At 58.4% G+C, this 20671-nt stretch carries 20 protein-coding genes; 7 read left to right on the forward strand and 13 right to left on the reverse strand.

The genetic code is table 11. The features are described from left to right. Positions 1 to 72: 72 nt before the first annotated feature. The 4 genes from yidC to rpmH are packed head-to-tail and all read right to left on the reverse strand — an operon-like array spanning position 73 to position 2551. Positions 73 to 1758 carry a membrane protein insertase YidC gene (gene yidC / locus K5R88_RS21115; RefSeq protein WP_226298303.1) on the reverse strand — a complete coding sequence of 562 codons (1686 nt, stop codon included), beginning with the start codon at positions 1756 to 1758 and terminating at the stop codon, positions 73 to 75. Between the two features lie 2 nt (positions 1759 to 1760). Then, complete coding sequence (yidD, locus tag K5R88_RS21120; protein WP_010207715.1) at positions 1761 to 2006, reverse strand: membrane protein insertion efficiency factor YidD; 246 nt, start codon at positions 2004 to 2006, stop codon at positions 1761 to 1763. Then, the gene (gene rnpA / locus K5R88_RS21125; RefSeq protein WP_028620331.1) at positions 1999 to 2400 is read right to left on the reverse strand and encodes a ribonuclease P protein component; all 402 of its coding nucleotides are present in this window, start codon (positions 2398 to 2400) and stop codon (positions 1999 to 2001) included. The genes yidD and rnpA overlap by 8 nt, the downstream gene beginning before the upstream one ends. Positions 2401 to 2416: 16 nt before the next feature. Further along, positions 2417 to 2551 carry a 50S ribosomal protein L34 gene (gene rpmH, locus K5R88_RS21130; protein WP_003213577.1) on the reverse strand — a complete coding sequence of 45 codons (135 nt, stop codon included), beginning with the start codon at positions 2549 to 2551 and terminating at the stop codon, positions 2417 to 2419. Positions 2552 to 3117: 566 nt separating this feature from the next. Here rpmH and dnaA point away from each other — a divergent pair. From dnaA to gyrB, 4 genes are read left to right on the forward strand one after another with little or no spacing between them, the layout of a single operon-like run. Continuing rightward, positions 3118 to 4638, forward strand: a complete 1521-nt coding sequence (dnaA, locus tag K5R88_RS21135) for a chromosomal replication initiator protein DnaA (protein ID WP_226298304.1) — start codon at positions 3118 to 3120, stop codon at positions 4636 to 4638. A gap of 39 nt (positions 4639 to 4677) precedes the next feature. Next, the gene (gene dnaN / locus K5R88_RS21140) at positions 4678 to 5781 is read left to right on the forward strand and encodes a DNA polymerase III subunit beta (protein WP_008027555.1); all 1104 of its coding nucleotides are present in this window, start codon (positions 4678 to 4680) and stop codon (positions 5779 to 5781) included. Positions 5782 to 5801: 20 nt separating this feature from the next. Continuing rightward, positions 5802 to 6905 carry a DNA replication/repair protein RecF gene (recF, locus tag K5R88_RS21145; RefSeq protein ID WP_008041454.1) on the forward strand — a complete coding sequence of 368 codons (1104 nt, stop codon included), beginning with the start codon at positions 5802 to 5804 and terminating at the stop codon, positions 6903 to 6905. Positions 6906 to 6910: 5 nt separating this feature from the next. After that, entirely contained in the window at positions 6911 to 9328 is a 2418-nt protein-coding gene (gene gyrB, locus K5R88_RS21150; RefSeq protein WP_192228142.1) for a DNA topoisomerase (ATP-hydrolyzing) subunit B, read from the forward strand. A 286-nt stretch (positions 9329 to 9614) separates the two neighbouring features. Here gyrB and K5R88_RS21155 read toward each other — a convergent pair whose 3' ends face one another. The 4 genes from K5R88_RS21155 to glyQ form a co-directional block, all read right to left on the reverse strand. After that, positions 9615 to 10394: a lysophospholipid acyltransferase family protein gene (locus K5R88_RS21155; protein ID WP_008027562.1), complete on the reverse strand. Its 780-nt coding sequence runs from the start codon at positions 10392 to 10394 to the stop codon at positions 9615 to 9617. 82 nt (positions 10395 to 10476) lie between these two features. Continuing rightward, on the reverse strand, positions 10477 to 11010 hold the full coding sequence (gmhB, locus tag K5R88_RS21160; protein WP_008027564.1) for a D-glycero-beta-D-manno-heptose 1,7-bisphosphate 7-phosphatase: 534 nt from the start codon (positions 11008 to 11010) through the stop codon (positions 10477 to 10479). Between the two features lie 6 nt (positions 11011 to 11016). Further along, entirely contained in the window at positions 11017 to 13071 is a 2055-nt protein-coding gene (glyS, locus tag K5R88_RS21165) for a glycine--tRNA ligase subunit beta (protein WP_226298305.1), read from the reverse strand. Continuing rightward, a complete protein-coding gene (glyQ, locus tag K5R88_RS21170; RefSeq protein WP_003213601.1) occupies positions 13068 to 14021 on the reverse strand; it encodes a glycine--tRNA ligase subunit alpha in 954 nt (317 codons plus the stop codon). Before glyQ ends, glyS begins: the two co-directional genes overlap by 4 nt. A gap of 81 nt (positions 14022 to 14102) precedes the next feature. Between glyQ and tag the strand changes: the two genes are divergently transcribed. The 3 genes from tag (at position 14103) to K5R88_RS21185 (ending at position 15989) form a co-directional block, all read left to right on the forward strand. After that, complete coding sequence (tag, locus tag K5R88_RS21175) at positions 14103 to 14660, forward strand: DNA-3-methyladenine glycosylase I (protein ID WP_223434177.1); 558 nt, start codon at positions 14103 to 14105, stop codon at positions 14658 to 14660. A gap of 40 nt (positions 14661 to 14700) precedes the next feature. Next, the gene (locus K5R88_RS21180; protein WP_192228140.1) at positions 14701 to 15588 is read left to right on the forward strand and encodes a lysophospholipid acyltransferase; all 888 of its coding nucleotides are present in this window, start codon (positions 14701 to 14703) and stop codon (positions 15586 to 15588) included. A 161-nt stretch (positions 15589 to 15749) separates the two neighbouring features. Beyond that, positions 15750 to 15989 carry a PilZ domain-containing protein gene (locus tag K5R88_RS21185; RefSeq protein WP_008027574.1) on the forward strand — a complete coding sequence of 80 codons (240 nt, stop codon included), beginning with the start codon at positions 15750 to 15752 and terminating at the stop codon, positions 15987 to 15989. Here the strand turns inward: K5R88_RS21185 and K5R88_RS21190 are convergent, their stop codons facing one another. From K5R88_RS21190 to def, 5 genes are all read right to left on the reverse strand, one after another. After that, a complete protein-coding gene (locus K5R88_RS21190; protein ID WP_207285000.1) occupies positions 15990 to 16304 on the reverse strand; it encodes a tetratricopeptide repeat protein in 315 nt (104 codons plus the stop codon). Positions 16305 to 16420: 116 nt separating this feature from the next. Continuing rightward, positions 16421 to 17794 carry a Trk system potassium transporter TrkA gene (trkA, locus tag K5R88_RS21195; RefSeq protein WP_008027578.1) on the reverse strand — a complete coding sequence of 458 codons (1374 nt, stop codon included), beginning with the start codon at positions 17792 to 17794 and terminating at the stop codon, positions 16421 to 16423. Between the two features lie 22 nt (positions 17795 to 17816). Then, positions 17817 to 19127 (reverse strand): 16S rRNA (cytosine(967)-C(5))-methyltransferase RsmB, encoded by a 1311-nt coding sequence (gene rsmB, locus K5R88_RS21200; RefSeq protein ID WP_223450110.1) that lies wholly within the window; start codon positions 19125 to 19127, stop codon positions 17817 to 17819. Beyond that, positions 19124 to 20083 (reverse strand): methionyl-tRNA formyltransferase, encoded by a 960-nt coding sequence (gene fmt / locus K5R88_RS21205; protein ID WP_008027581.1) that lies wholly within the window; start codon positions 20081 to 20083, stop codon positions 19124 to 19126. Before fmt ends, rsmB begins: the two co-directional genes overlap by 4 nt. A 71-nt stretch (positions 20084 to 20154) precedes the next feature. After that, positions 20155 to 20661, reverse strand: a complete 507-nt coding sequence (gene def, locus K5R88_RS21210) for a peptide deformylase (protein WP_008027583.1) — start codon at positions 20659 to 20661, stop codon at positions 20155 to 20157. Positions 20662 to 20671: the final 10 nt, after the last annotated feature.

The raw sequence follows: 20671 nt of genomic DNA on the forward strand, positions 1-20671 counted from the left end.
TATCCAGACAAAAGTGACAGATAGCAAAACGCCCCACTAGGGGGCGTTTTGAGTGGTTATCCACAGTGTAAATCAGGCCGCTGCTTTAGTAGCCGCTTCGATTTTACGAGTGATGTACCACTGTTGGGCGATGGACAGGCAGTTGTTCACTACCCAGTACAGCACCAGACCAGCCGGGAACCACAGGAAGAAGAAGGTGAAGATGATTGGCATCAGCTTCATCACCTTGGCCTGCATCGGATCCGGAGGAGTCGGGTTCAACTGCTGCTGGATGAACATGGTTGCACCCATGATGATCGGCAGAATGAAGAACGGATCCTTGATCGACAGGTCAGTAATCCACAGCATGAACGGCGCTTGGCGCATTTCAACGCTTTCCAGCAGAACCCAGTACAGCGAGAGGAAAACCGGCATCTGCACGAGGATTGGCAAGCAACCACCCAGCGGATTGATCTTCTCTTTCTTGTACAGCTCCATCATGGCTTGCGACATTTTCTGCCGGTCATCGCCATGTTGCTCTTTCAGTGCGGCCAGTTTCGGTGCCACTGCGCGCATGCGGGCCATGGATTTGTAGCTGGCTGCCGACAGCGGGAAGAAAATCCCTTTGATCAGCATGGTCAGGAAGATGATCGACCAGCCCCAGTTACCGACCAGCGCGTGGATGTGTTGCAGCAGCCAGAAGATTGGCTGGGCAATGAACCACAGAATGCCGTAGTCGACGGTCAGTTCCAGACCTGGGGACAACTCTTTCAGCACAGCCTGGCTTTTCGGACCGGCGTACAGAACAGCGCTGGTTTCGGCTTTCGCACCTGGCGCAACAGTCATTGCCGGGGCGGTGTAGCCGATGATGTAGTTGCCTTTGCTGTCTTTACGGGTCTGGACGACGTTGTTTTCGCCCTTCGCCGGAATCCATGCGGTCACGAAGTAGTGTTGCAACCAGGCAACCCAACCACCGTTCACGGTTTCTTTCAGCTGAGCCTTGTCCATGTCCTTCATCGACACTTTCTTGTACGGCTCGTTACTTGTCCACAGGGCGGCGCCCAGGTAAGTCGCGGTGCCGGTGGCAGTGCTGGAAGAAGGATCGGAGCTGGCGTCACGCTTCAGTTGGGCGAACATCGCACCCGACCAAGGCTTGGCGCTTTCGTTGTCGATCACGTAGGAAACGGTTACGTCGTACAGGCCACGTTTCAGTGTGAAACGCTTGATGTAGTTGACGCCGTCCTTGCTGAACTTCAGGTCTACAACCAATTGGTCCTGACCGTCGGCCAGTTGGTAGATCTTCTTCTCGGAGGAGTAAACCGGACGACCGGCAGGACTTGCGTCCGGACCATCGGTACCGATCAAACCGCTTTGAGCCAGATAAGTCCGCTCGTTGCCGTTATCGAACAACTGGAATGGAATTTCCGGATGGTCCTGGCGACGTGGATACAGCGGCAGAGTCAACTGTGCAACATCGCCACCTTGTGGATCGATAGCCAGGTTGAGCACATCCGTTTTGATCTGGATGAGGTCTTTGCTTGCAGCTACTGGTGTTTCAGCAGGTGCAGTGGCACTGGTATCGCTTGCGGCGCGCGGAATGTCGTCACTGACAGAAGCATTATTGCCAGTCGCCGTATCCGGTAGGCCCGGTGCGGTAGTACTGGAAGCAACATTCTGAGTCGGCAGGGCAGCCTGGCCATAGTCCTGGTTCCATTTAAGAACCATAACGTAGGACACGATTGCCAGGGCGACGATCAGGATCGTGCGTTTGATATCCATGATTACTCGGCCATCGAAGAAGAACGGGAGGTAGGGATAGGTGGAACCGGGTCATAACCACCGGGATTCCACGGATGACAGCGACCTAAACGACGAAAGGTCAGCCAGCCACCGCGCAGAAGGCCATGATTTTCTATGGCTTCTAACGCGTAGCAGGAACAACTGGGGTAGAAACGACAGTGACTGGCCATCAGAGGACTAATGGCATAGCGATAAAACTGGATCGGAACGAGTGCCAGTTTACGCATCTGGACTGTCTACCCCTACAGTTTCGGTTTTGACTGCTGGTACCGGCGTGCTGCGTGCCAGACGCTTCCAGAGTTTGCCGAAATGCTGAATCAATTCGGGGTTTTCTACGTCACCCAAACCTTTGCGCGCGACGATAACGATATCCCAGCCGACCAGTGAATCCTGGTTCAGACGGAACGATTCGCGCATCAGACGTTTGAGGCGATTGCGCTCGACGGAGAGCTTTACGCTCTTTTTCCCGATAACCAGCCCTAGACGGGGGTGATCTAGATCGTTGTTGCGCGCAAGGAGCAGGAGATTTTTCCCCGGAACCTTGCCGGTAGGGGAGTCAAAGACTGCCTTGAAATGCCGGGGAGTAAGCAGACGCTTTTCCCGACTGAAGTCCTGACTCACCTCCAGTGCCGGCTTATCAAACTGCCAGACGCGCACGACCTTTGGCGCGACGACGCGACAGAACGGCACGACCGTTCTTGGTAGCCATGCGAGCACGGAAACCGTGGGTACGAGCGCGTTTGATAGTGCTTGGTTGGAAAGTACGTTTCATTGTCGTGTTACCTGGTTCGTCCACAACGGGCCGGAATGGCCCCCGTTTTAAGAGACCGGGGATTCTAGAGAAAGCAAGCCTCTAGGTCAATTTCCAACCAACGTTTCCTTATAAATAGATCTCCAGACGTTTTGCTCGTCTTCACCTCCAGCCAAATATAAAAATAAAGAAGGAAAGTATTTAAAGCTTTTCTGTAAAGCTTATAAAAGCTAGGACACCGATCATCTGTGGATAACTACCTTCAGACCTTCTATCCCGTGATGTACAGAGAATGACAACTACGGTGGAAAACGGTGGTCAGCCTGTGCTGCGCTGTCGGATAAGCTGTGTGTGAAAGGGGCTGTTATCCACAGGCAGGTTATCCACCGAGTTTCGCCCCCACTTGTGCAACGACCTCAAGGGCGGTTATCCACAGAGCTTATGCACAGACCACTGGTCGTCTTTTTTACCTATAAAACGTTGATTCTTCTTGGTCAGTGAGCCACCTACGTGTGGATAAGTCGGCGTCTGGTCGCTACAATGGCCGCTTGTTTTTGCCTCACCGGCTTTCAACTTAGGGGATATCCGTGTCAGTGGAACTTTGGCAGCAGTGCGTGGAGCTTTTGCGCGATGAGCTGCCTGCCCAACAATTCAACACTTGGATCCGTCCACTACAGGTCGAAGCCGAAGGCGACGAGTTGCGTGTCTACGCACCGAATCGTTTTGTTCTCGACTGGGTCAACGAAAAGTACCTGGGCCGCGTCCTTGAACTGCTGGATGAGCATGGCAACGGCATGGCGCCGGCGCTTTCCTTATTAATAGGCAGCAAACGCAGTTCGGCTCCACGGGCTGCCCCGAATGCGCCACTGGCTGCCGCCGCGTCTCAGGCACAGGCGGCTCAAGCGTCTGTCAGTGCTCCGGCACCTGCCCCGACGGCCACACCGACCAAGCGTTCGACACAGAAAGTTGCCGAAGTCAGTGAAGAGCCATCGCGCGACAGCTTCGATCCGATGGCTGGCGCCAGTTCTCAACAGGCCCCGGTGCGTTCCGAGCAGCGCACCGTGCAGGTCGAAGGTGCGCTCAAGCACACCAGTTACCTGAACCGCACTTTCACCTTCGAGAACTTCGTCGAAGGTAAGTCCAACCAACTGGCCCGGGCTGCGGCCTGGCAGGTGGCGGACAACCCCAAGCACGGTTACAACCCGCTCTTCCTTTATGGCGGTGTTGGCTTGGGTAAAACTCACTTGATGCACGCTGTGGGTAACCATCTATTAAAGAAGAACCCGAATGCCAAGGTCGTGTACCTGCATTCGGAGCGTTTCGTGGCCGATATGGTCAAGGCTCTGCAACTGAACGCGATCAACGAGTTCAAGCGCTTCTACCGTTCGGTGGACGCATTGCTGATCGATGACATTCAGTTCTTCGCCCGCAAGGAACGTTCGCAGGAAGAGTTTTTCCACACCTTCAACGCCCTGCTCGAAGGTGGCCAGCAGGTCATTCTCACCAGTGACCGCTACCCTAAAGAAATCGAAGGCCTTGAAGAGCGCCTCAAATCCCGCTTCGGCTGGGGCTTGACGGTAGCCGTCGAGCCGCCGGAGCTGGAAACCCGTGTCGCGATCCTGATGAAAAAGGCCGACCAGGCCAAAGTCGATCTGCCCCACGACGCGGCGTTCTTCATCGCCCAACGTATTCGCTCCAACGTCCGTGAGCTGGAAGGTGCGCTTAAACGCGTGATCGCCCACTCGCACTTCATGGGCCGCGATATCACCATTGAGCTGATTCGCGAATCCCTGAAAGATCTGTTGGCGCTGCAAGACAAACTGGTCTCTGTGGATAACATTCAGCGCACTGTCGCCGAGTACTACAAGATCAAGATTTCCGACCTGCTGTCCAAGCGTCGTTCACGCTCGGTCGCTCGTCCGCGTCAGGTTGCCATGGCGTTGTCCAAAGAGTTGACTAACCACAGCCTGCCGGAAATCGGCGATGTGTTTGGCGGCCGCGACCACACAACTGTTTTGCACGCCTGCCGCAAGATCAACGAACTTAAGGAATCCGACGCGGACATCCGCGAGGACTACAAGAACCTGCTGCGTACTCTGACAACTTGATGAACACCAGCGCAGCTTATTAAGGCAAGGGACTAGACCATGCATTTCACCATTCAACGCGAAGCCCTGTTGAAACCCCTGCAACTGGTCGCAGGCGTCGTCGAGCGCCGACAGACCTTGCCGGTGCTCTCCAACGTGCTGCTGGTTGTCGAAGGCCAGCAACTGTCGCTGACCGGTACCGACCTGGAAGTCGAGCTGGTCGGTCGTGTACAACTCGAAGAGCCGGCTGACCCGGGTTCCATCACTGTGCCTGCGCGCAAGCTGATGGACATCTGCAAAAGCCTGCCGAACGACGCGCTGATCGACATCAAGGTCGACGAGCAGAAGCTGGTGGTGAAGGCTGGCCGTAGCCGCTTCACCCTGTCGACCCTGCCGGCGAACGATTTCCCGACTGTTGAAGAAGGCCCGGGTTCGCTGACTTGCAGCCTTGAGCAAAGCAAACTGCGTCGTCTGATTGAACGCACCAGCTTCGCCATGGCCCAGCAGGACGTGCGTTATTACCTGAACGGCATGCTGCTGGAAGTCTCGGCCGGGATCATCCGCGCCGTGGCCACCGACGGTCACCGTCTGGCCATGTGCTCGATGCAGGCCGACATCGGTCAGCCGGATCGCCACCAGGTCATCGTGCCGCGCAAGGGTATCCTTGAGCTGGCGCGCCTGCTGACCGAGCCGGACGGCAATGTCAGCATCGTCCTGGGTCAGCATCACATCCGCGCCACCACTGGCGAGTTCACCTTCACCTCTAAACTGGTCGACGGTAAATTCCCGGACTACGAGCGTGTTCTGCCGAAGGGCGGCGACAAACTGGTGCTCGGCGATCGTCAGGCGTTGCGTGAAGCTTTCAGCCGTACCGCGATTCTGTCCAACGAGAAGTACCGCGGTATCCGTCTGCAACTGGCCAGCGGTCAGTTGAAGATCCAGGCCAACAACCCGGAGCAGGAAGAAGCGGAAGAAGAAGTGGGCGTTGAGTACAACGGCGGCAATCTGGAAATCGGCTTCAACGTGAGCTACTTGCTCGACGTGCTGGGCGTGATGACCACTGAGCAGGTTCGCCTGATCCTGTCCGACTCCAACAGCAGTGCGCTGGTGCAAGAGTCCGACAACGATGACTCGGCCTACGTTGTCATGCCGATGCGTCTGTAATTATGCTCAGCAGAAGCTAGATGTCATTAAGTCGCGTCTCGGTCACCGCGGTGCGCAATCTGCACCCGGTGACCTTCTCCCCCTCCCCCCGAATCAACATTCTTTACGGCGCCAACGGCAGCGGCAAAACCAGTGTTCTGGAAGCCATTCACCTGCTGGGGCTTGCCCGTTCGTTTCGTAGTACCCGCCTTTTGCCGGTTATTCAGTACGAGCAATTGGCCTGTACCGTATTCGGTCAGGTTGAGTTGGCTGAGGGCGGGCATAGCGCACTGGGGATATCACGGGACCGCCAAGGCGAGTTCCAGATCCGTATTGACGGGCAGAACGCGCGCAGTGCGGCACAGCTGGCGGAGATCCTGCCGCTGCAACTGATCAACCCTGATAGCTTCCGCCTGCTTGAAGGCGCACCGAAGATTCGCCGGCAGTTTCTCGACTGGGGCGTGTTCCACGTGGAACCGCGGTTCATGTCCACCTGGCAGCGCTTGCAGAAGGCCCTGCGCCAGAGAAACTCTTGGCTGCGGCATGGTACACTTGACGCCGTTTCGCAAGCGGTTTGGGACAGGGAACTGTGCCAGGCCAGCGCTGAAATTGATGAATACCGCCGTGCCTATATCAAAGCCTTGAAACCAGTCTTTGAACAGACCTTGAGCGAACTGGTTGAGCTTGAAGGTTTGACGCTCAGCTATTACCGAGGCTGGGACAAAGACCGCGAATTGAGTGCAGTGCTCGCTGGGTCCGTTCAGCGAGACCAGCAGATGGGGCATACCCAGGCCGGACCACAACGCGCTGATTTGCGCCTCAGATTGGGTGCACATAACGCCGCGGACATCTTGTCCCGCGGTCAGCAGAAGTTGGTGGTCTGTGCATTGCGGATTGCCCAAGGGCACCTGGTCAGCCAGGCCCGACGCGGCCAGTGTATTTATCTGGTGGATGACTTGCCGTCCGAACTGGACGAGCAGCACCGCCGCGCGCTTTGCCGCTTGTTGGAAGACTTACGCTGCCAGGTGTTTATCACCTGTGTAGATCACGAATTATTGAGGGAAGGCTGGCAGACGGAAACGCCAGTCGCTCTGTTCCACGTGGAACAGGGCCGTATCACCCAGACCCACGACCATCGGGAGTGAAGGCATTGAGCGAAGAAAATACGTACGACTCAACGAGCATTAAAGTGCTGAAAGGCCTGGATGCCGTACGCAAACGTCCCGGTATGTACATTGGTGACACCGACGATGGCAGCGGTCTGCACCACATGGTGTTCGAGGTGGTCGATAACTCGATCGACGAAGCTTTGGCCGGCCATTGCGACGACATCAGCATCATCATCCACCCGGACGAATCCATCACCGTTCGCGACAACGGTCGTGGCATCCCGGTAGACGTACACAAAGAAGAAGGCGTTTCGGCAGCCGAGGTCATCATGACCGTGCTGCACGCCGGCGGTAAGTTCGACGACAACTCCTACAAAGTATCCGGCGGTCTGCACGGTGTAGGTGTTTCGGTAGTGAACGCACTGTCCAAGGAACTGGTCCTGACCGTTCGCCGCAGCGGCAAGATCTGGGAACAGACTTACGTCCATGGCGTCCCGCAAGAGCCGATGAAAATCGTTGGTGAGAGCGAAACCACGGGCACCCAGATTCACTTCAAGCCATCGGCTGAAACCTTCAAGAACATCCACTTCAGCTGGGACATCCTGGCCAAGCGGATTCGTGAACTGTCCTTCCTCAACTCCGGTGTCGGCATCGTCCTCAAGGATGAACGCAGCGGCAAGGAAGAGCTGTTCAAGTACGAAGGCGGCCTGCGTGCGTTCGTTGAATACCTGAACACCAACAAGACTGCGGTCAACCAGGTGTTCCACTTCAACATCCAGCGTGAAGACGGCATCGGCGTGGAAATCGCCCTGCAGTGGAACGACAGCTTCAACGAGAACCTGTTGTGCTTCACCAACAACATCCCGCAGCGTGATGGCGGTACTCACCTGGTGGGTTTCCGTTCCGCACTGACGCGTAACCTGAACACCTACATCGAAGCTGAAGGCCTGGCCAAGAAGCACAAGGTTGCCACCACCGGTGATGACGCCCGTGAAGGCTTGACCGCGATCATCTCGGTGAAGGTTCCGGATCCGAAGTTCAGCTCCCAGACCAAAGACAAGCTGGTTTCTTCCGAAGTGAAGACCGCGGTCGAACAGGAAATGGGCAAGTACTTCTCCGACTTCCTGCTGGAAAACCCGAACGAAGCCAAACTGGTCGTCGGCAAGATGATCGACGCGGCACGTGCGCGTGAAGCAGCACGTAAGGCCCGTGAGATGACCCGCCGCAAAGGCGCGCTGGACATCGCCGGCCTGCCGGGCAAACTGGCTGACTGCCAGGAAAAAGACCCTGCCCTTTCCGAACTGTACCTCGTGGAAGGTGACTCTGCTGGCGGCTCCGCCAAGCAGGGGCGTAACCGTAAAACCCAGGCCATCCTGCCGTTGAAGGGCAAGATCCTCAACGTCGAGAAGGCGCGCTTCGACAAGATGATCTCTTCGCAAGAAGTGGGCACCTTGATCACCGCACTGGGCTGCGGTATTGGTCGCGACGAATACAACATCGACAAGCTGCGCTACCACAACATCATCATCATGACCGATGCTGACGTCGACGGTTCGCACATCCGTACGCTGCTGCTGACGTTCTTCTTCCGTCAGCTGCCGGAGCTGATCGAGCGTGGCTACATCTACATCGCTCAGCCACCGCTGTACAAGGTCAAGAAAGGCAAGCAAGAGCAATACATCAAAGACGACGACGCCATGGAAGAGTACATGACGCAGTCGGCCCTGGAAGATGCGAGCCTGCACCTGAACGAGGAAGCCCCGGGTATCTCCGGCGAAGCCCTCGAGCGCCTGGTGAACGACTTCCGTCTGGTGATGAAGACCCTCAAGCGTCTGTCGCGCCTGTACCCTCAGGAACTGACCGAGCACTTCATCTACCTGCCAGCGGTGAGCATGGAGCAACTGTCCGATCACGCAGCGATGCAGGATTGGCTGGCCAAGTATGAAGTCCGTCTGCGCACCGTCGAGAAGTCCGGCCTGGTCTACAAGGCCAGCCTGCGTGAAGACCGTGAGCGTAACGTCTGGCTGCCAGAGGTCGAGCTGATCTCTCACGGCCTGTCGAACTACGTCACGTTCAACCGCGACTTCTTCGGCAGCAACGATTACAGGACTGTCGTATCCCTGGGCGCTCAGCTGAGCACCCTGCTGGACGACGGCGCGTACATCCAGCGTGGCGAACGCAGGAAGCCGGTCACCGAGTTCAAGGAAGCCCTTGAATGGCTGATGGCTGAAAGCACCAAGCGTCACACCATCCAGCGATACAAAGGTCTGGGTGAGATGAATCCGGATCAGCTGTGGGAAACCACCATGGACCCAAGCCAGCGCCGGATGCTCAAAGTGACCATCGAAGACGCCATTGGCGCGGACCAGATCTTCAACACCCTGATGGGTGATGCGGTCGAACCTCGTCGTGACTTCATCGAAAGCAATGCCTTGGCGGTTTCCAACCTGGACTTCTGATCCAGCGGTTCTGCCAAAAATAAAAAAAGGCCAGCGCAATGCGCTGGCCTTTTTGTTTTTGAATGGCTCTGATTACAGTCACATCGTGGTGTTGTTCAGCGATTGAAGTACAGTAATCGAAGGCATAAAAAAACCGGCTATATCAGCCGGTTTTTTTACGTCCGAAAAAAACTTATGCACCTTTTTCCATATTTTATGAGCTTAGGAAATATGTATATAAATCATAAGCCTACAAACTAAATACGCTACTTTTCAGCGAAACGGTACACAGGTTATCCACAGAATCTCAGACAGCCATCTGATCATTGGCAGCCGGCGCTTGCGGAGCGGGTGGGAGCGAGCCCATTTCCCGTTGCATCTGCTCGTTCCAGGCCTGAACCCGGTCATTGAGGTTAGCAATCGCACGGGGCCCGCTGCCTTCGGCGTACATCGGCTCGCCGATGATCACAGTGATGACGCCCTGCTTCTTGGCCCAACCGGTTTTCGGCCAGAACTTGCCGGCATTGTGCGCAATCGGCAGCACCGGAAGTTCGGCGTTGACGGCTAACGCCGTACCACCTCGTGAGAATTTTCCGATGGTGCCGTAAGGGACCCGCGTTCCTTCAGGGAATATCAGTACCCAGACGCCATCCTTCAGCAGTTCATCGCCCTGCTTCGCTACATGTTTGAGCGCGGCCTTCGGATTATCGCGATCGATGGCGATCGGCCGCAGCATGGCCATGGCCCAACCGAAGAACGGTACAAACAGCAATGAACGCTTCAGTACCTGGCTCAACGGCTCGAAATAGGCCGAGAGGAAGAACGTCTCCCAGGTGCTCTGGTGGTTCGACTGAATCACGCAGGGCTGGTCTGGCACGTTCTCGGCACCTTTCACTTCGTAGCTGATGCCCAGAAAGACTTTGCTCAGCCACAAGGCGCAACGGCACCAGTACACGTTGATAAAACGATAGCGCGCCTTGAACGGCAGAAAAGGCGCGATAAAAAAGCTCAGGCTGCACCAAAGCAAGGAGCTGGTGCCCAGCAGCAGGTAAAAGAGGAAGGTTCTGATGGCCTGCAATATCGACATGGCGACGTTTACCGTGCGGGCTCTGCCCGTCTATATAAAGCGCACTCCCGATCAATCCTTGGTCAGGAATCTCGAAAACGCTCTAATTGTGGATAAGTTCTGCGGCAATCGCCGCGAGATCGTCAAAAATCAAAGTGCCTACCGGTAGGGTTTTGCCCAAAGTCTTTTCGCCTTTCCCGGTCTTTACCAAAACTGGCTGAGAATCGACGGCTTTGGCGGCTTCCAGGTCACCAAGACTGTCGCCGACGAACCATAGATTAGTCAGCGATACGTTGTAATGCGTGGCGATGGTTTTCAGCATCCCGGGTTTTGGCTTGCGGCAATCGCAGCCTTCGTCCGGCCCGTGCGGGCAATAGACGATCAGCCCGACTTCACCGCCCTGCTCCGCGACCAACGAGCGCAAGCGCTCGTGCATGGCGTCCAGGGTGGCGACGTCGTAATAGCCGCGAGCGATGCCGGACTGGTTGGTAGCGACTGCTACCGTCCAGCCGGCCTTGCTCAACTGCGCGATGGCTTCGATCGAACCGGGGAGCGGTTTCCACTCCTCCACCGACTTGATGTAAGCGTCGGAGTCGTAATTGATCACCCCGTCCCGATCGAGAATCAGCAGTTTCAAACAGTCTTACCCCAGCAACGAAATATCGGCGACGCCAAGGAACAAGCCACGCAGACGCGCCAGCAGCGCATAGCGGTTGGCACGGACCTTGGCATCTTCAGCGTTGACCATGACGGCTTCGAAGAAAGCATCCACAGGCTCGCGCAAGGCTGCCAGACGTGCCAGCGACTCGCTGTACTGACGCGCAGCAGCCATCGGTTGAACCGCCTGGTCCGCCTGCTGAATCGCCGAGTACAGGGAGAATTCGTTGGCGTTGTCGAAGTACTTGGCTTCAACGACTGTAGGAACAGAACCTTCGACCTTGCTCAGCAAGTTCGAAACGCGCTTGTTCACAGCAGCGAGGGCCGCCGCTTCAGGCAATTTGCGGAACGCTTCAACCGCTTGTACGCGCTGATCGAAGTCCAGTGCCGAACCTGGCTTCAGGGCACGAACCGACAGGTAAGTCGCCACGTCCACGCCTTCATCTTCGTAACGGGCACGCAGACGGTCGAACACGAATTCCAGTACCGAGTCGGCCAGGCCAGCAGCCTTGACCTTGGCGCCGAACGCATTCACGGCAAAGGCCACGGCGTCGTTCAGGTCGAGGTCGAGCTTCTTGTCGATCAGGATGCGCAATACGCCCAGTGCAGCACGGCGCAGGGCATACGGGTCTTTGCTACCGGTTGGCAGCATGCCGATCCCGAAGATACCGACCAGCGTGTCGAGTTTGTCGGCGATGGCCACAGCCGCACCGGTCAGGGTGGTCGGCAGTTCAGCACCGGCACCGCGCGGCATGTATTGCTCGTTCAGCGCCAGCGCGACTTCTTCCGGCTCGCCATCGTTCAGGGCGTAGTAGTAACCGGCGACGCCTTGCATCTCCGGGAACTCACCGACCATCTCGGTTGCCAGGTCGCACTTGGACAGCAGGCCGGCACGGGAAGCCCATGCCGCGTTGCCGCCAATGCGTTGCGCGATGAAAGCTGCAAGCTTGGAAACGCGCTCGGCCTTGTCGTAGACGCTGCCGAGTTTTTCCTGGAACACCACGTTTTGCAGGCGCAGGTTGAAGTCTTCGAGTTTCTGCTTCTTGTCTTGCTTGAAGAAGAACTCGGCGTCGGTCAGGCGTGGGCGAACCACTTTCTCGTTGCCGGCGATGATTTGCTGCGGGTCTTTGCTTTCGATGTTGGCCACGGTAATGAAACGTGGCAGCAACTTGCCGTCGGCATCCAGCAGGCAGAAATACTTCTGGTTGTCCTGCATGGTGGTAATCAGCGCTTCTTGCGGCACGTCGAGGAAACGCTCTTCGAACGAGCACACCAGCGGCACCGGCCATTCAACCAGCGCGGTCACTTCGTCGAGCAGGGCTGGCGGAACGATCGCCGTGCCTTCCTGCATCGTCGCCAGTTCTTCGGTGCGCTTGCTGATAATTGCGCGACGCTCGTTGGCATCGGCCAGAACGTAAGCGGCACGCAAGTCGGTCAGGTAGTTGGCCGGCGAGGTGATGCGCACGCTTTGCGGGTGATGGAAGCGGTGACCACGGGAGTCGCGGCCGGCCTTCTGGGCGAGGATCGTGCAATCGATGATCTGGTCACCGAGCAGCATGACCAGCCATTGGGTCGGACGAACGAATTCTTCCTTGCGCGCACCCCAGCGCATGCGCTTCGGGATCGGCAGGTCATTCAGGGAGTCTTCGACGATGGTCGGCAGCAGGCTCGCGGTCGGCTTGCCGGCGATGCTCTGGCTGTAACGCAGTTTAGGGCCGCTCTGATCGATTTCGCTCAGCTCTACACCGCACTTCTTGGCGAAACCCAGTGCCGCTTGAGTCGGGTTGCCTTCGGCATCGAACGCCGCCTGACGTGGCGGGCCGTCGAGGTTGATGCTGCGATCCGGTTGCTGGGTAGCCAGCGCGGTGATCAGCACAGCCAGACGACGCGGCGCGGCGTAGACGGTTTTGGTCTCGTAGTTCAGACCAGCGGCTTGCAGGCCTTTGTCGATACCGGCCAGGAACGCTTCGGCCAAGGTGTTCAGGGCCTTGGGTGGCAGTTCTTCGGTGCCCAGTTCAACCAGGAAATCTTGAGCACTCATTGTGCAGCCTCCAGCTTGGCCAGTACTTCGTCACGCAGGTCCGGGGTCGCCATCGGGAAGCCCAGCTTGGCGCGAGCCAGCAGATAGGCTTGCGCAACGGAACGCGCCAGGGTGCGCACACGCAGGATGTATTGCTGACGCGCAGTCACCGAGATCGCCCGGCGCGCATCCAGCAGGTTGAAGGTGTGGGACGCCTTCAACACCATTTCGTAGCTCGGCAACGGCAGCGGCTGGTCGAGTTCGATCAGGCGCTTGGCTTCGCTTTCGTAGAAGTCGAACAGTTCGAACAGCTTCTCGACGTTGGCGTGTTCGAAGTTGTAGGTCGACTGCTCCACTTCGTTCTGGTGGAACACGTCGCCGTAGGTCACTTTGCCGAACGGACCGTCAGCCCAGACCAGGTCGTAGACCGAGTCCACGCCTTGCAGGTACATGGCCAGACGCTCGAGGCCGTAAGTGATCTCACCGGTCACCGGGTAGCACTCGATGCCGCCCGCCTGCTGGAAGTAAGTGAACTGCGTCACTTCCATGCCGTTGAGCCAGACTTCCCAGCCCAGACCCCAGGCGCCCAGGGTCGGCGATTCCCAGTTGTCTTCGACGAAGCGAATGTCGTGGACCAGCGGGTCCAGGCCGACATGCTTGAGGGAGCCCAGGTACAGTTCCTGGAAGTTGTCCGGGTTCGGCTTCAGGACTACCTGGAACTGATAGTAGTGCTGCAGGCGGTTCGGGTTTTCGCCGTAGCGGCCGTCAGTCGGGCGACGACTGGGCTGCACATAAGCGGCGTTCCAGGTTTCCGGGCCGATGGCGCGCAGAAACGTGGCAGTGTGGAAAGTCCCGGCGCCTACTTCCATATCGTAGGGCTGAAGTACCACGCAACCTTGCTCGGCCCAGTATTGCTGGAGGGCGAGGATCAAGTCTTGGAAGGTACGCACGGCTGGCGTAGGCTGGCTCACGAAATTCACCTGTTTCTTGGGCTGCGATTTAAAGAGCGGGAGTATACCCGATTCATTGCTGCGCACGCCCCCTGGAGCCTTATGCCACGCTGCTTTTGGTGTTCCGAAGATCCGCTGTACATGGCTTATCACGACCAGGAGTGGGGCACGCCGCTACGCGATGCGCAGGGATTGTTCGAGTTGCTTTTGCTCGAAGGGTTCCAAGCCGGCCTTTCCTGGATCACCGTGTTGCGTAAACGCGAGCGATATCGCGAGGTGCTGTTCGGCTTCGATGTACAGCGCGTGGCGCAAATGAGCGACGCCGAAATCGATGAATTGATGCTCGATCCCGGGATCATCCGCAATCGCCTCAAACTCAACGCCGCCCGGCGCAATGCCCAGGCCTGGCTGGCGCTTGAAGACCCGGTCGAGTTTCTCTGGTCTTTCGTTGGCGGTACGCCTGTGATCAATCATTTCAAGGATCGCACCGAAGTCCCGGCGGTCACGCCAGTCGCCGTGGAAATGAGCAAAGGCCTGAAAAAAGCCGGCTTCACCTTCGTCGGCCCGACCATTTGCTATGCGTTGATGCAGGCCTCGGGGATGGTCATGGACCACACCCAGGATTGCGATCGCTACGCGACCTTGTCGATCGGCGGTTAGAATAGCCGCCTCGCGCACAGCACAAGATCAGGAGTGACCTGTGGATAAGTTGAAAGGCGCCTTGCTGGTAGGCGCTCTGCGGCTGTTTGCCCTGCTTCCCTGGCGAGCAGTGCAGGTGGTTGGCTCGGCCATTGGCTGGGTAATGTGGAAAACCCCTAACCGTTCCCGTGATGTGGTGCGGATCAATCTGGCCAAGTGTTTTCCGGAGATGGACCCTGCCGAGCGCGAGCGCCTGGTCGGCCAGAGCCTGAAAGACATCGGAAAATCACTGACCGAAAGTGCCTGCGCGTGGATCTGGCCGGCACAGCGTTCCATCGATCTGGTGCGCGAAGTCGAAGGGCTCGACGTCTTGAAAGACGCCCTCGCCTCCGGCAAAGGTGTGGTCGGCATCACCAGCCACCTCGGCAACTGGGAAGTGTTGAACCACTTCTATTGCAGCCAGTGCAAACCGATCATTTTCTATCGCCCGCCAAAGCTCAAGGCTGTGGATGAATTGCTGCGCAAGCAGCGAGTGCAACTGGGTAACAGGGTCGCCGCCTCTACCAAGGAAGGCATCCTCAGCGTCATCAAGGAAGTGCGCAAAGGTGGTGCAGTGGGCATTCCCGCTGACCCGGAACCGGCCGAATCCGCCGGGATCTTCGTGCCGTTCTTCGCTACTCAGGCACTGACCAGCAAGTTTGTACCGAACATGTTGGCAGGCGGCAAAGCGGTCGGCGTGTTCCTGCACGCCCTGCGGCTGCCGGACGGTTCGGGCTACAAAGTGATTCTCGAAGCGGCGCCAGAGGCCATGTACAGCACTGATACCGAGACGTCCTGCGCGGCGATGAGCAAGGTGGTCGAACGTTATGTGCGGGCGTATCCGAGCCAGTACATGTGGAGCATGAAACGCTTCAAGAAGCGGCCTCCGGGTGAAGAGCGCTGGTATTGAGTTGATTGGCATGATCTGTGGATAACTTGTAGGAGCGAGGCTTGCCCGCGAAGAGGCCATTACATTCAACATTGATGTTGGATGTGATATCGCCTTCGCGAGCAAGCTTCGCTCCTACAAGTTCGGGTTATCCACAACTGTTCATAAAAAGGGCGCAGAAGATGTCCGAACACCGCAAATCGTTTCGCATCAAGATCAGTCACGAAAGCTTCGGCGAATGCCTCGGCCAGACCCGAAATCTCTCGACCACGGGCGTCTACGTCAAGCATCCGGGCTTGTCGGCGTTGCCCAAGGGGGCGGTGGTCTATGGTCAGGTACAGGATTTACCCACAGGCGCGCCGCGGGTTCGCATGGAAGTGGTGCTTGTAGACGCTGACGGCATCGGCCTGCGCTACCTCTGATCAGTGCGCCTGGCGCTCAAGTTTCTTCAGGAACACCGTCATCTCCTTCTCCGCCTGCTTGTCGCCGTGAGCACGAGCCGCTTCCAGACCCTGCTCCCACGCCTGACGCGCGGCCGGATAGTCCGCCAGCGCCAGATATGCCTTGCCCAACAGCTTCCAGGCCGCTGAATACTTCGGGTCGAATTCGACGCAACGCTGGAAATGCTCGGCGGCCTTGGCGTTTTCCCCAAGATCCAGATAACCCTTGCCGAGGCCGAAGCGCAGCAATGAGTTATCCACACCCTTGGCGAGCATTTTTTCCAGGGATTCGATCATGGTGCACCTCGGTTTATGGGTGAGCTTCGGAATCGCCTTCGCGGGCAAGCCTCGCTCCTACAGGTAACATGCATATCCCTGTAGGAGCGAGGCTTGCCCGCGAAGAGGCCTTCGGATCAGAAGAAGCTGAGCCCCACATGGAACAACTTCTCCACATCCCGAATATGCTTCTTATCCACAAGGAACAGAATCACATGGTCACCCGCCGCGATCACCGTGTCATCGTGGGCAATGATCACTTCTTCATCACGAATGATCGCGCCAATCGTGGTGCCCGGGGGCAGACCGATGTTCTCGATGGCCTTACCAATCACCTTGCTCGACTTCGCATCACCATGGGCAATCGCCTCGATGGCCTCCGCCGCACCACGGCGCAATGAATGCACGCTGACAATGTCGCCGCGCCGCACGTGGGCCAGCAAGGTGCCGATGGTCGCCAGTTGCGGGCTGATGGCGATGTCGATGTCGCCACCCTGGATCAAGTCGACGTAAGCCGGGTTGTTGATGATCGTCATCACCTTCTTCGCGCCCAGGCGCTTGGCCAGCAGCGACGACATGATGTTGGCTTCGTCGTCGTTGGTCAGCGCCAGGAAGATGTCGGCGTCGGCGATGTTCTCTTCCATCAGCAAGTCGCGGTCGGAGGCACTGCCTTGCAGGACCACGGTGCTGTCGAGGGTGTCCGAGAGATGGCGGCAGCGGGCCGGGTTCATCTCGATGATCTTCACCTGATAACGGCTTTCGATGGCCTCGGCCAGACGCTCGCCGATCTGCCCGCCCCCGGCGATGACGATGCGCTTGTAGCTCTCATCGAGGCGGCGCATTTCGCTCATCACTGCGCGAATATTCGCCTTGGCGGCGATGAAAAATACTTCGTCGTCCGCCTCGATCACCGTATCGCCCTGAGGCAAAATCGGCCGGTCACGGCGGAAAATCGCCGCTACGCGGGTTTCGACATTCGGCATGTGTTCACGTAACTGACGCAGTTGCTGACCCACCAGCGGTCCGCCGTAATACGCCTTCACCGCGACCAGCTGCGCTTTGCCTTCGGCGAAATCGATCACCTGCAACGCACCCGGATGCTGGATCAGGCGCTTGATGTAGTTGGTGACCACTTGTTCCGGGCTGATCAGCACATCCACCGGAATCGCTTCGTTATCGAACAGCTCGGAGCGCGTGAGGTACGCCGCTTCGCGTACCCGGGCGATTTTCGTCGGGGTGTGGAACAGGGTGTGGGCGACCTGGCAGGCGACCATGTTGGTTTCGTCACTGTTGGTCACCGCCACCAGCATGTCGGCATCGTCCGCGCCGGCCTGGCGCAGCACCGTCGGCAGCGAGCCGCGGCCTTGCACGGTGCGGATGTCCAGCCGGTCGCCGAGGTCGCGCAGGCGTTCGCCATCGGTGTCGACCACGGTGATGTCGTTGGCCTCGCTGGCCAAGTGTTCCGCCAGCGAACCGCCGACCTGCCCTGCGCCGAGGATGATGATTTTCATCCAGTCACTCCCTTAAAACCGGTTAACCGCGCGCGGCGGCGATCTTGATCAGCTTGGCGTAATAGAACCCGTCGTGGCCGCCTTCCTGTGCCAGCAGCTGGCGACCGTGGGGCTGCTTGATGCCGGCCGTGGTGGCGAGGTCCAGCTCACGGGCGCCCGGCGTGCGGGCGAGGAAGGCTTCGATGACTTCGGTGTTCTCGGTCGGCAACGTGGAACAGGTGGCGTAAAGCAGAATCCCGCCGACCTCCAGAGTTATCCACATGGCATCGAGCAATTCGCCTTGCAGCACTGCCAGCGCGGCGATGTCATCCGGTTGGCGAGTCAGCTTGATGTCCGGGTGACGACGGATCACGCCGGTGGCCGAGCATGGCGCATCGAGCAGGATGCGTTGGAACGGTTTGCCATCCCACCAAGTGGCCGTGTCGCGGCCGTCGGCGGCGATCAGTTCGGCGCTCAGGCCCAGACGTGCGAGGTTTTCTCGCACACGCACCAGACGCTTGGCTTCCAGATCCACGGCGACGACGCCCGCCAGTGCGGGTTCGGCTTCGAGGATGTGACAGGTCTTGCCGCCCGGAGCGCAGCAGGCGTCGAGCACCCGTTGACCCGGCGCAAGGTCGAGCAGGTCGGCGGCCAGTTGCGCCGCTTCGTCCTGCACGCTGATCCAGCCTTCGGCGAAGCCCGGCAGGCTGCGTACGTCGGCGGCGGCGTCGAGAATGATGCCGTCCCGGCTGTAAACGCACGCCGTGGCGGTGATGCCCGCTTCGGTAAGCAGACCCAAGTAGGCATCGCGGCTGTGATGGCGACGGTTGACCCGCAGAATCATCGGCGGATGCGCGTTGTTTGCCGCGCAAATGGCTTCCCACTGCTCAGGCCAAAACGCTTTCAGGGATTTTTGCAGCCAGCGTGGGTGGGCGGTGCGCACCACCGGGTCGTGTTCCAGCTCGGCCAGCAGCGCTTCGCTTTCACGTTGGGCGCGGCGCAACACGGCGTTGAGCAAGGCTTTGGCCCACGGCTTCTTCAGCTTGTCGGCGCAACCGACGGTTTCGCCGATGGCGGCGTGAGCCGGGACGCGGGTGTAAAGCAGTTGATAGAGGCCGACCAGCAGCAACGCCTCGACATCGGCGTCGGCAGCCTTGAACGGCTTCTGCAGCAACTTGGCCGCGAGCGCCGACAAACGCGGCTGCCAGCGCGCGGTGCCGAACGCCAGGTCCTGGGTGAAGCCGCGATCGCGGTCTTCGACCTTGTCCATTTGTGTCGGCAGCGAACTGTTGAGTGAGGCTTTTCCGTTTAGAACAGCAGCAAGTGCCTTGGCGGCGGCCAGACGTGGATTCATTGAGCGTCCGCCGTTTGACCGAGCACGGTGCCGACGGCGAATTTCTCACGACGGCTGTTGAACAAATCGCTGAAGTTCAGCGCCTTGCCGCCGGGCAATTGCAGACGGGTCAGACACAGAGCCTGCTCACCGCAAGCGACGATCAGACCGTCTTTGCTGGCGCTGAGGATTTCACCTGGTGCGCCCTTGCCTTCGGCGAGGCTCGCGGCCAGCACTTTCAGCGCTTCGCCATTCAACGTGCTGTGGGTGATCGGCCACGGGTTGAAGGCGCGGACCAGACGTTCCAGCTCAATGGCCGGGCGGGTCCAGTCGATGCGCGCTTCGTCCTTGTTCAATTTGTGTGCGTAGGTGGCGAGGCTGTCGTCCTGCACTTCGCCTTCCAGCGTGCCGGCGGCGAGGCCGGCGATGGCTTGAATCACTGCCGGTGGGCCGAGTTCCGCCAGGCGGTCGTGGAGGCTGCCGCCAGTGTCTTCAGCGCTGATCGGCGTAGTGACCTTGAGCAGCATCGGCCCGGTGTCGAGGCCCAGTTCCATGCGCATCACGGTCACGCCGCTTTCGCTGTCGCCGGCTTCGACGGCGCGCTGGATCGGCGCCGCACCGCGCCAGCGTGGCAGCAACGACGCGTGGCTGTTGATGCAACCCAGGCGCGGAATATCCAGTACCACTTGCGGCAGGATCAGGCCGTAGGCGACCACTACCAGCAAATCCGGCTTCAGCGCGGCCAGTTCGGCTTGAGCGTCTTCGTTGCGCAGGGTTGGCGGTTGCAGCACCGGGATATTGTTTTCCAGTGCCAACTGCTTGACCGGGCTCGGCATCAGCTTTTGCCCGCGACCTGCCGGACGGTCCGGTTGGGTGTAGACCGCGACGATCTCGTAAGGGCTGTCGAGCAGGGCCTTGAGGTGTTCGGCGGCGAATTCCGGGGTGCCGGCAAAGACGATGCGCAGTGGCTCAGTCATGGGAAGCTCTCATTTACAAAGCAGTCGCAAAAGAAAAAGGCTTGCCGCAGCAAGCCTTTGAAAGGAGGGCATCAAGCGTTCTGGCGATGGAGCTTTTCCAGTTTTTTCTTGATTCGGTCACGTTTGAGATTCGACAGGTAGTCGACGAACAATTTGCCGTTCAGGTGGTCGCATTCATGCTGGATGCACACGGCGAGCAGGCCTTCGGCGATCAGTTCGTAAGGCTGGCCGTCGCGGTCCAGGGCCTTGACCTTGACCTTCTGCGGGCGATCGACGTTTTCGTAGAAACCCGGCACCGAGAGGCAGCCTTCCTGGTATTGCTCCATCTCGTCGGTCAGGGGCTCGAACTCGGGGTTGATGAACACCCGCGGTTCGGTGCGGTCTTCGGAGAGGTCCATCACGACGATACGTTTGTGCACGTTGACCTGGGTCGCGGCGAGGCCGATGCCTGGCGCTTCATACATTGTTTCAAACATATCATCGACCAACTGACGCACTTCGTCGTCCACTACGGCCACAGGTTTGGCGATAGTGCGCAGGCGCGAGTCGGGGAATTCGAGGATGTCTAAAATGGCCATAAGCTTGATT

Source organism: Pseudomonas sp. MM213, assembly GCF_020423045.1.
Classification (GTDB): domain Bacteria; phylum Pseudomonadota; class Gammaproteobacteria; order Pseudomonadales; family Pseudomonadaceae; genus Aquipseudomonas; species Aquipseudomonas migulae.